The organism is Pseudonocardia sp. CA-107938, assembly GCF_050936315.1.
Lineage (GTDB): Bacteria > Actinomycetota > Actinomycetes > Mycobacteriales > Pseudonocardiaceae > Pseudonocardia.
On sequence record NZ_JBNJNA010000002.1, the window covers coordinates 1,355,690 to 1,368,283 of the forward strand.

Annotated in this window: 10 protein-coding genes; 6 read left to right on the forward strand and 4 right to left on the reverse strand. The window is 72.9% G+C overall.

Annotated features, from left to right (window positions below):
• Window positions 1-105: 105 nt before the first annotated feature.
• Complete coding sequence (locus ACQEVB_RS39430; protein ID WP_432966308.1) at window positions 106-1,176, reverse strand: IS630 family transposase; 1,071 nt, start codon at window positions 1,174-1,176, stop codon at window positions 106-108.
• A 68-nt stretch (window positions 1,177-1,244) separates the two neighbouring features.
• Between ACQEVB_RS39430 and ACQEVB_RS39435 the strand changes: the two genes are divergently transcribed.
• The gene (locus tag ACQEVB_RS39435) at window positions 1,245-2,276 is read left to right on the forward strand and encodes a PucR family transcriptional regulator (protein ID WP_432984607.1); all 1,032 of its coding nucleotides are present in this window, start codon (window positions 1,245-1,247) and stop codon (window positions 2,274-2,276) included.
• A 4-nt stretch (window positions 2,277-2,280) separates the two neighbouring features.
• On the opposite strand, the gene ACQEVB_RS39440 is transcribed toward ACQEVB_RS39435, so the two are convergent.
• Entirely contained in the window at window positions 2,281-3,219 is a 939-nt protein-coding gene (locus tag ACQEVB_RS39440; protein ID WP_432984610.1) for a LysR substrate-binding domain-containing protein, read from the reverse strand.
• A 154-nt stretch (window positions 3,220-3,373) separates the two neighbouring features.
• Between ACQEVB_RS39440 and ACQEVB_RS39445 the strand changes: the two genes are divergently transcribed.
• From ACQEVB_RS39445 to ligD, 5 genes are all read left to right on the forward strand, one after another.
• Window positions 3,374-5,629, forward strand: coding sequence for a CaiB/BaiF CoA transferase family protein (locus tag ACQEVB_RS39445; RefSeq protein WP_432984613.1), 2,256 nt, complete (start codon window positions 3,374-3,376; stop codon window positions 5,627-5,629).
• On the forward strand, window positions 5,626-6,858 hold the full coding sequence (locus tag ACQEVB_RS39450; protein ID WP_432984616.1) for an amidohydrolase family protein: 1,233 nt from the start codon (window positions 5,626-5,628) through the stop codon (window positions 6,856-6,858). The genes ACQEVB_RS39445 and ACQEVB_RS39450 overlap by 4 nt, the downstream gene beginning before the upstream one ends.
• Complete coding sequence (locus ACQEVB_RS39455; protein ID WP_432984619.1) at window positions 6,855-7,874, forward strand: peptidyl-alpha-hydroxyglycine alpha-amidating lyase family protein; 1,020 nt, start codon at window positions 6,855-6,857, stop codon at window positions 7,872-7,874. The genes ACQEVB_RS39450 and ACQEVB_RS39455 overlap by 4 nt, the downstream gene beginning before the upstream one ends.
• 89 nt (window positions 7,875-7,963) lie before the next feature.
• Window positions 7,964-9,172, forward strand: coding sequence for a hypothetical protein (locus tag ACQEVB_RS39460; protein WP_432984622.1), 1,209 nt, complete (start codon window positions 7,964-7,966; stop codon window positions 9,170-9,172).
• A gap of 787 nt (window positions 9,173-9,959) precedes the next feature.
• Window positions 9,960-10,970 carry a non-homologous end-joining DNA ligase gene (gene ligD / locus ACQEVB_RS39465; RefSeq protein WP_432984625.1) on the forward strand — a complete coding sequence of 337 codons (1,011 nt, stop codon included), beginning with the start codon at window positions 9,960-9,962 and terminating at the stop codon, window positions 10,968-10,970.
• Window positions 10,971-11,088: 118 nt separating this feature from the next.
• Here the strand turns inward: ligD and ACQEVB_RS39470 are convergent, their stop codons facing one another.
• Window positions 11,089-11,571: a winged helix-turn-helix transcriptional regulator gene (locus tag ACQEVB_RS39470; RefSeq protein WP_432985514.1), complete on the reverse strand. Its 483-nt coding sequence runs from the start codon at window positions 11,569-11,571 to the stop codon at window positions 11,089-11,091.
• Between the two features lie 73 nt (window positions 11,572-11,644).
• Window positions 11,645-12,490: an MBL fold metallo-hydrolase gene (locus ACQEVB_RS39475; RefSeq protein ID WP_432984628.1), complete on the reverse strand. Its 846-nt coding sequence runs from the start codon at window positions 12,488-12,490 to the stop codon at window positions 11,645-11,647.
• Window positions 12,491-12,594: the final 104 nt, after the last annotated feature.

Consider the following 12,594-nt stretch of genomic DNA (forward strand, 5'->3'; position numbering starts at 1 on the left):
CCGCTCGTCGTGACCCGGGAAGCCCGTCCCGACCTGCGGTTGTGGTGCCCCACAATGGTGGAGACCACGCGTGGTGAAGCAGTTGCCCGCTGCCGCTGCGCAGTTCTAGTGTCGCGTAAACGATGTTCGTTGACCTGGTCTGCAGTGGTCGAGTAGGTCGTCGGCGGTCTTGGTCCAGACGAACGGGTGGCAGCGTTCGTTCCAGCCGTCGATGAACCGGCCGATCGCGGCGATCAGGTCCTTGACGCTGCTGTAGCTGCCGCGGCGGATGGCCTGGCGGGTGATGATCGAGAAGAAGACCTCGACCAGGTTCAGCCACGAGCCCGAGGTCGGGGTGAAGTGCAGGGTGATCCGCGGGTTGCGGGCCAGCCACGCGCGCACGGCAGGGTGTTTGTGGGTGGCGTAGTTGTCGACGACCAGGTGCAGTTTCCGCCGCGGGTAGGCCTTGGCGACCTGTTTGAGGAAGCGCAGGAACTCCTGGTGGCGGTGCCGTGGCAGGCACACCTGCTCAACTCTGCCGGTGGCAACCTCCAGCGCGGCGAACAAGGTGGTGGTGCCGTGGCGGACGTAGTCGTGGGTCTGTTTCTCCGGGATCCCGGGCCGGATCGGCAGGATCGGCGCGGTCCGATCCAGGGCTTGGACCTGGGACTTCTCGTCCACGCAGAGCACGACGGCCTTGTCGGGCGGGTTCAGATACAGACCCACGACGTCGCGGACCTTGGCTTCGAGTTCGGGGTCGGTGGAGAACTTGAACGTCTCGGCCTTCCAGGGCTGCAGCCCCCACCGGCGCCAGATCTTGCCGATCCACACGTGCGAGATCCCCAGCTCGACACCGAGCAACCGCGACGACCAGTGCGTCACCGCGAGCCGCTCCGGTGGCGGTTCCAGCGTCGCGAGCACCACCGCGACCTCGTCGATCACCGCCGGCCGGCCCGGCTTCGGGCGATCCTCCAGACCCGCGATGCCTTCTGCGGCGTAGCGCTTCTTCCACCCGATCACCGTCGGCTTCGATACCCCGACCCGCTCCACGATGTCCTTGACCGCGACCCCGTCCGCGGCCAGCAGCACGATCCGCGCTCGCTGCGCGAGCCCGGCCGGAATCGAGGTAGCACGCAACCACGACTGCAGAACCTCACGATCCCGCCCCGGCACCTCCACCGACACAGTCAACGCCACACACCATGATCCCGCGAAGCAGCCTGCCGGTAAAGCTATCTAGTTACCGAGCCACTAGCGTGCGCGCCATGCCGGCCGGGGACCATTGCGCGTACGCGCGCGACGTCGTCGCGACCTGCCACCGGATCTCCGCGGCCGTGGCCCGCGGCGCCGATCCCGCGGCCGTCGCGGAGATCCTCGCGGCCGGTCTCGGCGCTCCCGTCACGGTGCTCGACGGCGCGCGGGTGGTCGCCGCGGTGGGCCCGGTCCTGGGCCTCTCCGACGGCGTGCTCGCGGCGATCCCCGTGGGCGCCGGCCACGTCGTGGTCGGCGGGCCGCCGTCGGACCTGCGGCAGCTCGCCGCGGAGCACGCCGCGCTGGCCTGCGCCGTGGCCGGCGGTTCCGGCGGCGCGGCGCGGCGCGACCTCGTCGAGGCGCTGCTGCTCGGCCGTCGCCACGACGACGGCGAGGTCGAGCGGTGGGCCGCGCACCTCGGGCACGACGGGCGCCCGCACGCCGTCGCCGTGCTGGCGGGCGAACCGTCGGTCGCCGAGGCCGTGGTGCGTCGACGAGCGCCGGACGCGATCGTCGCCGCGCGCGTGGACGAGCTCGTCGTCATCGTCGCGGCGGACGACGGACCGGCCGCGGTGGACCGGGCCGTCGTACTGGCCGAGCGCGCCGGCCGGCCGGCCGGGATCGGGGAGGCGCACCGGCGGGCCGTCGACGTCGCCCGCTCCTACGGGGAGGCGCGCCGCGCGCTGGCGGTCGCGCAGCGGGCCGGGTCCGGCCAGGTGGTGGCGTTCCGCGACCTGGGCGTCAACCGGCTGCTGGCGCGGTTCCCCGACGCGGGTGAGCTGCGCTCGTTCGGCGAGGAGGTGATCGGCCGGCTGCTCGACGAGGAGGCCGCCACCGGCATGCCCTACCTCGCCACTCTCGTCGCGTACTTCCAGGTCAACAGCAGCCCGAGCCAGGCGGCCCGGCGCCTGCACGTGCACCCCAACACGATCGCCTACCGGCTGCGGCGGATCGAGGAGCTGACCGGCCTGCGGCTGGGGGTGCAGCGCGACCGGCTCATGGCCGAAGTGGCCGTCGAGATCGTCGAGGGGTTGGGTCGAGCCTGACCCGTCAGGCGCTGGCTCGCGCCGTCGCCCGTCCTTCGGCCAGCAACCACTTGCGGAAAGCGGTGAACGCCTTGCGGTGCGGCCGATCGGCGGGGTACACGAGGTAGAACTGCGTGCGCGGCCGGCGCACCTGCGGGAACGGCATCACCAGCCGCCCTGCGGCCAGGTCCGGCTCTACGAACGGCAGCGGGGCCAGCATCACCCCGTGCCCCGCGGCGGCAGTCTGGTAGGCCAGCGTCGAGTCGCCGAAGGTGGGGCCGCGGGTGACCGCGATGCCGTCCAGCCCGACGGCGTCGAACCAGATCTTCCACAGGTGCGGCGACGCCGCCGAGCGCAGGAACCCGTCGCCGGGCAACCGCTTCAGGTCCGACGGGTCGTCGAGCCGGTACTCCGCGACGTAGCCGGGGCTGCAGACGAGCACGAGGTCGGCGTCGACGACGAGGTCGGCGTCCGAGCCGGGCCACGGGCCCGACGCAGCCGGCCGGATCTCCGCGTCGACGTCGGTGCGCCCGAAGTCGGCCGGGTCGCTGGAGGTGACCAGCTCCAGCTCGATCCACGGCTGGCTGCGGCGGAACCGGGTCAGCCGCGGGATCAGCCAGGTGCTCGCCAGCAGCGTGTACGAGCGGATGTTGAGCGCCTCCTCGGCCCGCCACCGGCCGGTCGCCTGCCCGGTGGCCTCGGCGATCGCCGAGAGGTGCTCGGTGACCGAGCGCAGGTAGCGCGCGCCGACGTCGGTCAGCTGGATGGTGCGGCCCTCGTGCCGGAACAGCGCCACCCCGAGCCACGACTCGAGAGCGCGCACCTGCCGGCTCACCGCGCCCGGCGTGACGTACAGCTCGGCGGCCGCGGCGCGGATGCTGCCCAGCCGGCCGGCGGCCTCGAAGCTGCGCAGGGCGTTGAGCGGCGGCAGGTGCAAACCACCATCGCCGCGCTGCGCCGCCACTCCGCGAGTCTCGGCGACGGGTCGTCGACCCGTCAACCACCGCGCAACAGTTGCCGCCAGCTCAACAGTCATGCCCTTTTCGTCGCCGTCGGGGCTGCTCCACCGCGCCTAGTCTCCGGTGGAACCCACCGTCGGCGAGGACAGGGAGCACGGCATGGCGCACCCCCTCGACGGCGTCCGCGTGATCGACCTCGGCCACCACGTGGCCGGGCCGCTCGCCGCGACGATGCTCGCCGACCAGGGTGCCGACGTCGTCCACATCGATCGCCCGGGCGCCGCGCCGGGCCCGTCCGACGCGTTCTACCAGCGCGGGAAGCGCCGGCTGACCCTCGACCTGCACGACGCCGCCGACCTGGCCGTCGCCCGCCGGTTGTGCGAGCGCGCCGACGTCGTCGTCGAGAACTTCCGGCCGGGAGTGCTCGAGCGCCTCGGCCTCGGCCACGGGCAGCTGGACGCGCCCCGGCTGGTGCACCTGTCGCTGCCCGGGTTCGGCGCCGACGACCCGCGGCACGACCTTCCCGGCTGGGAGTGCGTGATCGACGCGGCCACCGGCAACTGCCGGCTGCGCGCCGGCGAGGCCCCGGACGGCTGGGACCCGGCGCGGCCCACGTACTCCGCCGTGCCGGCGGCGTCGAACATCGCGGCGTTCCTCGGGGTGGTCGGCGTGGTCGCGGCGCTCGTCGAGCGGGAGCGCTCCGGCCGCGGCCAGCACGTGACCGTGCCGCTGGCCGACGCGGTGTTCGAGCTGATCGGCGACGCCGGCGCGTTCCCCACCGCGCAGGGCATGCCCGTGCCGCGTCCGCTGGCGATGCACGGCAGCGGCACCTACGCCTGCGCGGACGGCCGGTACGTGCAGTTCAACCCCATCGGCGCCAGCCGCCGCTTCCTCGGCTGGCTGCTGGACGCCGCCGGCCGGCCGGAGTGGGCGGCCATCACCGACGACGGCGAGCTGCGCACGCACCTGACCGCGCTGTTCGCGTCCCGGCCAGCGGCGGAGTGGGCGGAGCTGGGCGCGCGGGCCGGTGTGCCGCTGGCTCCCGTGCGCACCGCCGCGGAGTGGCTGGCAACGCCGGAGGCGATCACGTCCGGTGCGCTCGCGCGCCTCGACGACCCGCTGCTCGGGCCGACCACCATGGCCGGGGCGGCCGTCGAGGTCGTCGGGTCGCCGCCCCCGCTGCGCCCCCGCCGGCTGCCGGACGCCGACCACGCGGCGGTCGTGGCGGAGCTCGTCACGGCACCGGCCGGGCCCGCGCCACGGGAGGGGGAGCGGGACCGGCCGCTGGCCGGCCTGCGCGTGCTCGACCTGACCCAGATCCTCGCCGGGCCCAGCAGCGGGCGGCTGCTCGGTGAGCTGGGCGCGCACGTCACGAAGATCAACGCGCCGCAGCGGCGCATCCACGCGCACGGTGCGGTCAACCGCGGCAAGGACACGATCCTGCTCGACGTCGAGCACCCGGCCGGGCAGGCCGTGTTCTGGGCGCTCGCCGAGCAGGCCGACGTGATCATCGCGAACTTCCCGCCCGGCACCGCCGAGCGCTACGGCATCGGCGCCGCGCACGTGCGGGCCCGCTGCCCGCACGTCGTGCACGTGTCGGTGAGCTGCTACGGCACCGAGGGCCGCGGCTACGAGACCCAGGCCCAGGCGTGCACGGGCATCACGACCCGGGCCGGCGGTGACGGGCGGCCCGCCGTCCTCGGCCCGTACAACGTGCTCGACTACGGCACCGGCGTGCTCGCCGCCTACGCGGCCGTGCTGGGTGTGCTGCACCGGGAGCGGACGGGCGAGGGCCTCGCGCTGGCCACCTCGCTGGTGCGGACGGCGAGCCAGCACCAGGCCGGGCTCTTCTTCCAGCCCGGGGCCGAGCCGGCGGGGCCGGAAGCGCTGGGGGAGCACCCGCTGCACCGGTTCCACCGCGCGTCCGACGGCTGGTTCGCCCTCGGCGCCACCCCGACCGACCTGCCGCGGCTCGCCGAGGTGCCCGGCCTGCGCGAGGTGGCCGGGCACACCGACCAGGACAAGCTCGCCGCCGTCCTGGAGGACCTGTTCGCCCGCCGCCCGGTCGCGGAGTGGGAGCGCGACCTGCAGGCCGCCGGGATCGGCGCGCACCGCGTCGTCGAGCTGGCCGAGCTGATGGCCGACGACACCGCCCGCGCCCGCGGGCTCGTCGTCACCCAGGTCTCCGAGGAGGTCGGCGAGGTGACCGCGCCCGGGATCACGATCGGGATGTCGGCCACCCCGCTCGCCGTCGGCGCCCCCGCGCGCCGCCCCGGCTCCGACGCCCGCCGCGTGCTGGACCGCATCGGGATGGGCGACGCGCTGCCGGATCTCGAGCGCGCGTGGGCCGTCCAGACCACCGGGCTGCCCGACGGGTGGCCCGCACCGACCTCACGACCGGGAGCCACCGCGTGACCGCACCATCCTTCGACCTGCTGATCCGCGGCGGGCACGTGCTCGACCCGGGCTCGGGCCTCGACGGCCGCCTCGACGTCGGCGTCATCGACGGCCGGATCGCCGCGATCGGCCCCGACCTCGATGTGACCGCCGCGCGTCGGGTGATCGAGATACGCGGCGCCGGCCGCTACGTCGTGCCCGGGCTCGTCGACATCCACACCCACGTCGCGCACGGCGCCACCACCCCCGGCGTCGGCATGGGCTGCTGCGATCCCGACGACGTCGGCGTGCGCTCCGGCGTCACGACCGTCGTCGACTGCGGCTCGGTCGGCGTGGCCAACATCGGCGTCTTCCCCGTGCACGTGCTGCCGAAGGCCGCCACCCGGGTCGTCGTGTTCGCCAACATCGGCAGCTACGCCCACACGATGCCGGGCTGGTCGGACCTCGCGAGCCTCGACGACATCAACGAGGCCGCGATCGCGTCCTGCGTCCAGCACAACCCGGGCCTGGTGTCGGGCATCAAGCTGCGCCTGGTCGGCGACATCGTCACGGAGGTGGGCGAGCGGATCGTCGACCTGTCCAAGAAGGTGGCGCGCGAGCACGGGGTGCCGCTGATGGTGCACATCGGCGACCTCAAGGCGGCCGACCGCCCGCGCCCCGACCGCATGGCCGAGGTGACCCGGCACCTGCTGGAGGTGCTCGAACCCGGCGACATCCTCACCCACCTCTGCACGCCCAACCTCGGCGGCGTCATGGACGACGTCGACTCCACGTTCCCGTTGCTCACCGAGGCCCGCGCCCGCGGGGTGGTGCTCGACCCGGCGCTGGGCATGGGCAACTTCGGCTACGCCGTCGCGAAGGAGCAGGCCGAGCGCGGGCTGCTGCCCGACACGATCTCCAGCGACGTCACGCTGGGCGGGCAGAAGTTCCACAGCCTCGTCGAGTGCATGGCCAAGTTCATGGCCGTCGGCTACACCTTCCGCGACGTCGTCGCCATGACCACCGGGCGCGCCGCCGCGGCCGTGGGGCTGCAGGACGAGGTCGGGGCCATCGCCGTGGGGCGCACCGCCGACCTCACCGTGCTCGACCTCGTGTCCGGCGACTTCACGTTCACCGACACCACCAAGGCCCGCTTCTCCGGCGAGCACGGCATCGTCCCCGTCCACACGGTCCGGGCCGGGGAGCTGGTCGCGCCCGGCTGGGGCACCCACCCGTGGGGCTTCCTCCCCGAAGGAGCAGCGCGATGACCCTCGCCCCCGCCCGCACCGAGCTGCGCTACGCCGTCGACGACCGCTGGGGTCGGGTGCCCGAGCAGCTCGCGCACCGCGACGTCGCCGCGGTCGACGTCACCCCGGACGACATCGTCTACCTGTTCACCCGCGACCGGAACGGCGTCGTCGTGCTCGACACCGACGGCACCGTGGTCACGGCGTGGGGCGACGGGATCTTCCACACCCCGCACGGGCTCACCGTCGCCCCGGACGGCACCGTGTACTGCGTCGACTGCGGTGACCACACCGTCCGCCGGTTCACCCCGGAGGGCCGGCTGCTGCAGACCATCGGCACCCCCGGGCTGGCGTCCGACACCGGGTACGGCCGGCGCGGGCCGACCGTCGTGCACCTCAACGAGACCGTGCAGCGCCCCGGCGGCCCGTTCAACGGCTGCACCAACCTGACCGTGGCGCCGACCGGCGAGCTGTTCGTCGCCGACGGCTACGGCAACTGCCGCATCCACCGGTTCACCGCCACCGGCGAGCTGATCGGCTCGTGGGGCGGGATCGGCACCGGCCCCGGCGAGTTCCACCTCCCGCACGCCATCTGCGCCACCGCCGACGGCCACCTCCTCGTCGGGGACCGGGAGAACGACCGCATCCAGGTCTTCGACCTCGACGGCACCTACGTCGCCGAGTGGACCGACGTGCAGCGCCCGTGCGACATCGCCGTCGACGCCGGCGGGCTGGTGTACGTGGCCGAGCTGTGGCGGCCCAGCGGCAACGCCTCGTTCACCCGGGGCGCCACGACGACCGACCGGCCCGGCCGGGTCACCGTTTTCGACCGCAGCGGCCAGGTGGTCGCCCGCTGGGGCGCGTCGACGGTGATGCGCGACGCGCCCGGCAACTTCATCGCCCCGCACGGCATCGCGGTCGACTCGACGGGCGCGGTCTACGTCGCCGAGGTCACCGGCACGTTCGGCGTCTCGCTGGGCCGGGTGCCCGCCGACATGGCCGACCACCAACTGCAGAAGTTCACCCCCATCGGCTGAGCACGGCCGAGGAGCACCGGACGGCGAACCCGCCGCTCCGGCGGACGGTCCTGCGCACTTTCCCGCGCTGCCACCGGAAGGACGAAACGATGATGCGCAACGACGGACGGGTCCGCACCTCGCACGGCGGCAACCTGCCGCTGCCGAAGGACCTCAGCGCGCTGGTCAACGCTCCCGAGCGCGACGAGGCTGCGATCGCCGAGCGGCTGCCCACCGCGATCCAGGAGGTCGTCGACCAGCAGCTCGCCGCCGGCCTCGACGTGATCAACGACGGCGAGTACGTCAAGGCGGGCGCCGCCGGCGCGTACGCCGGGTACATCCACGCCCGCGTCACCGGCTGGGAGGTGCGCGAGCCCGGCTCGCTGCCGCCCAAGCGCGGCGGGGTGGCCGAGCGCGACCGCGCGCTCTTCCCCGGCATGTACGAGTCCGGGCTGTGGCTGTCCGGGTCCGGCGGTCCGGTCCGCCCCGGCTTCTCGACGCCCGGCAAGCCGGTGTCACCGATGCGGCAGCGGGTGTGCGTCGAGCCGGTGCGCTACGTCGGGCACGCGGCGATCGCCGCAGACATCACCGCCCTGCAGCACGCGCTCAAGGCGCGTGACGACGCCGATCACGCCGAGGGCTTCATCGCCGCCCTCGGCCCGCTGAGCCTCGGCGCGGGTGCGATCAACGAGCACTACGCGTCGGAGGAGGAGTACCTGATGGCCGTGGCGGAGGTGGTGCGCGAGGAGTACCGCGCGATCACCGACGCCGGCCTGGTGGTGCAGATCGACGAGCCGGAGTTCCTCACGACCTGGACGTTCTACCCGGAGTGGAGCGTCGCCGACCTGCGCCGCTACCTCGGGCTGGCCGTGCAGGTGATCAACCACGCGGTCGAGGGGTTGCCGACCGAGCTCGTGCGGTTCCACTGCTGCTGGGGCAGCGGGCACCGGCCGCACACCACCGACATCGAGTTCAAGCACGTCGTCGACCTGCTGGTGCAGATCGACGCGCAGACCTACGCGTTCGAGGCGGGCAACGTCCGGCACGCCCACGAGTGGCGCGTCTGGGAGGACGTGACGCTGCCCGACGGCAAGCAGGTCATGCCCGGCGTCGTCTCGCACGCCACCGACCTCGTCGAGCACCCCGAGCTGGTCGCCGAGCGCATCACCAACTTCGCGAGCGTGCTGGGCCGGGAGAACGTGCAGGCCGGTACCGACTGCGGCATCGGCTCGCGGGTCGGGCACGAGGAGATCGTGTGGGCGAAGCTGCGCTCCCTCGGCGAGGGCGCACGGATCGCGAGCGAGCGCCTCTGGGGCTGAGGTGAACCAGCCCGTGCGGATCCTTCGCTGCAGCGCCCGCACAGGAAGGCAGCGCAGCGATCGCCGGCAAGGGGATGTCGACCCACGATCGCGGCCGCGCTCTGCCGCACCGCGCACGGATCACGGAGGACATGTGGCGCAGCGCCAGAGGTGCGGTCCCAGCCGCGCCAGCAGGTGGCCGGCCGCGCCGAGTACCAGCAGCCGGGCCAGGGCCGTGGTGAGCGCGCCGAGAGCGTGCTCGCCGACGTCGGGGCCGCGCTCTGCGAGTGCTTCGCGGAGATCCGCCGGCGGCTCGCCAGGGCGCCACCCGCCGCGCGTCCGTGGCGGGGTCGACGGCGATCACCCCGCCGCCGAATGCCCCCACCCGGTCACGGCGACCGGGCTGTATGTGGCGGGGCGCGGCGACCACACCCTGCCGCCTGATCGTGGTGATGCTCAACCGGCGCGCTGACCGGCACCGCCGCGACCAGCACCTGCTGTCGGCCTGCTGATCGACCGGACGACGGGCGGGAAGAAGCCGAACGCGAGGGTGACCGCTGCGCAAACCCGGACTGCCGGCAAGTACTGATGATCACCGACCCGGAGCGGAAGCGTTGCGGGCGCTGCCAGCACCAGGCCCGCACCCAGGCGAGCGCCACCTACGCGCCGGCTGCAGCCGGTTGACCTCCCATCGCCCTGGAGGACCAGGCGGAGGCGGCTCGAAGGCGTAGCTCGTCCGGGACTCACGTCTGGGGGGCTTCGGGCTGATCGTCTGGGTTGTTGAGCTGGCCGGGGTCAGACTGCGCTGATGGCTGATCCGCCGGTCTCCGCGTCGGGCGGAGTGCTGCCGGGTGGGTTCGTGGCGCCGATGCTGCCCACCGTCGGCCCCGTCCCGACCGGCTCGGGTTGGGCGATCGAGATCAAGTTCGATGGCGTGCGCGCCACCAGCCACACCGGCCCGGATGGGTTGCGGCTGTGGAGCCGGAACGCCCGCGACATCAGCGCCTCCTATCCCGAGATCGCCGGCGCCGGGCAGGGCCTCGAGCCCGGTCTCGTGCTCGACGGGGAACTCGTCGCGCTGGATGCGCAGGGCCGCCCGGACTTCGGTTTACTGCAGCACCGGATGGGGGTGGCGCGCCCGTCGCCGGCGCTGCGCGGGCAGGTCCCGGTGCAGTACGTGCTGTTCGACGTGCTCGGCCGCGACGGGGTGTGGCTGACCGAGCTCCCCTACGTGCAGCGGCGCTCGATCCTGACCGGCTTGGACCTGGACCGGCCGGGGCTGCGGGTGCCGGCGAACTTCGTCGACACCTCGGGCGAGGTGGTGCTGGCCGCGGTGGCGCAGCAAGGGTTGGAAGGGGTCGTCGCGAAGCGGCTGTCGTCGACCTACCAGCCCGGCCGGCGCACCCGCGCGTGGATCAAGACACCGATCCGCCACAACGCCGAGGTCGTCATCGCCGGCTGGTATCCGGCCACCGGTGCCCAGCACGTCCTCGGATCGCTGCTGCTGGCAGCCCATGACGAGAACGGCGAGCTGGTGCACGTCGGCGACGTCGGCACCGGCTTCACCGACACGGCACGACACGCGCTGCTGCTGCAGCTGGCCCCGCTGGCCCGTGACGACCCGCCCATCACCGGGGCCATGGTCCGGGGATGGCGCGGCGCGCGTCCGCGCCGAGGTCCGATCCACTGGGTGGCCCCGAGGCTGGTCGGCGAGATCGAATACCGCTCCTTCGGCCGCGACCGGGCGTTTCGACACCCGTCCTGGCGTGGACTGCGCCCGGACCGCGAGCCCAACGAGGTGAGGCTGCCCGTCCGCTAGTCGTGACGGCCTACGCGGCCCGGTCCCGCTCGACGAGCGGTCGCTGATGCGGGCTCGGCCCACGAGCACGAGGTGTGTCGAGGTGGCAGCGATGCTCGCGAGGTCGGCGGTCTCGGTGTCAGCGCGAGGGCTGTCCGTCGTCGAAGACGACGGCGACCTCGGACGCGGCGACCCGATGCCCCGCTTCGCAGAGGACCTGGACCTCCATCGCTGCCCCGCAGTCCGCGTGCACCATGTGCACCCGGTGCGTCTTCGGTCGGTGTTTGTCGCCCCAGGCGCCCATCGCGATCAGGATGGGCAGGAGGTCCTCGCCCGCGTCCGTGAGGACGTACTCGAACCGTTGCCTCTGGGCGGGCTCCTGGTAGGGGCGTTTGGTGAGCAAGCCCTCGTCGACGAGTTTCCGCAGCTGGCCGGCTGTCACCGACTCGGTCAGGCCGGTACGTCGGACGAACTCGTCGAAACGGGACGTGCCGTACGACGCCTCGCGCAGCAGCAGGATCGTCGACCGGCGGCCGAGCACGGTGACTGCCCGCTCGATGGGGCAGGCGTCGTCGAACTCGGCTGGGTACTGGTTCGCCGCCTCTCGGGCCACCTGCAGCATCACGACGCAACCCTACGCATGACTCGCCTTCTCCGTAGCCAGGTTCCCGCGCGGCCCGGCGACCGAACCTGGATCACCGGGGGTAGAGCGCGACCGCTCCGCCCCACAGCGCTCCGGCGTTCAACCGGTCGGGGAAGCGTTCCAGCATCGCGTCGAAGAATCCGAGCGCAGAGTCGTGCTGCGCGAGCAGGCTCTGCGCGACGTCCAGGTACTGGCGCGTCTCGGCGATCGTGCGGGTCGCGTCGTCGTCGAGTTCCTCGTTCTTGTGGCCGGCGACGACGTATCGGGGGTTCAGCGCCTCGACGATGTCGATCGCCCTGCGCCACTGGTCGATCCCGTCGCCGGTTGCCTCCCGCAGGAACTGGTGGACTCCGTTGTAGATGACGTCTCCTGCGACCACGAGGTCGATCGCGGGTGCGTGCAGCACGCTGGTGTCGTCGGTGTCGCTATGGCCGACCTCCACGATCCGCAGCTCGTTTCCTTCCAGCTCGAACCGGTTGCCGTCCGGCACCACCGCCGTCACCGGTGTGTCGACGGCGATCTGCCCCGGGAAGAGCGCGTCCCAGAACGCAGGGCGGATGGACACGTTCAGCTTCATCTGATCGATCGTGCCCGCGGACGCCAGCATCTGGGCCCCGAAGCGGGCCGCGAGCTGCGGGCCGCCGAACCAGTGGTCGCCGTGCCCGTGGGTCACGAAGATGTGGGTGAGCCTCTTCCCACTCGCTTCGACCCAGTCGCCGACCGCGGTCGTCTGGTCGATCGTCAGCGGTGGGTCGACGAGGACGGCGTCGCGTTCGCCCGAGATCAGGGTCGTCGAGAGCGGGGAGAACATGCGCTTGTCGCCGTTCGGCACGAGGTCGATGACGCTCTGCGGGATGGGAGCGGCGACGAAGACGTCATAGGTGATGTTCGCGAGCACGGCAGTTCCTTCCGAGACGGTGGGGCCCCGACACGGGCGAACCAACTCTGACTACACATTCCTGCAGCCAGCCTAGCGGTTGGCTATGGATTCACGAAGTCAGC

Bases quoted from the DNA above. Each gene is read 5' to 3' on its own strand.
- ACQEVB_RS39435 (WP_432984607.1), top strand. From the start codon at position 1,245: ATGCCGGCCGGGGACCATTGCGCGTACGCGCGCGACGTCGTCGCGACC.
- ACQEVB_RS39445 (WP_432984613.1), top strand. From the start codon at position 3,374: ATGGCGCACCCCCTCGACGGCGTCCGCGTGATCGACCTCGGCCACCAC.
- ACQEVB_RS39455 (WP_432984619.1), top strand. From the start codon at position 6,855: ATGACCCTCGCCCCCGCCCGCACCGAGCTGCGCTACGCCGTCGACGAC.
- ACQEVB_RS39460 (WP_432984622.1), top strand. From the start codon at position 7,964: ATGATGCGCAACGACGGACGGGTCCGCACCTCGCACGGCGGCAACCTG.
- ligD (WP_432984625.1), top strand. From the start codon at position 9,960: ATGGCTGATCCGCCGGTCTCCGCGTCGGGCGGAGTGCTGCCGGGTGGG.
- ACQEVB_RS39470 (WP_432985514.1), bottom strand. From the start codon at position 11,571: ATGCTGCAGGTGGCCCGAGAGGCGGCGAACCAGTACCCAGCCGAGTTC.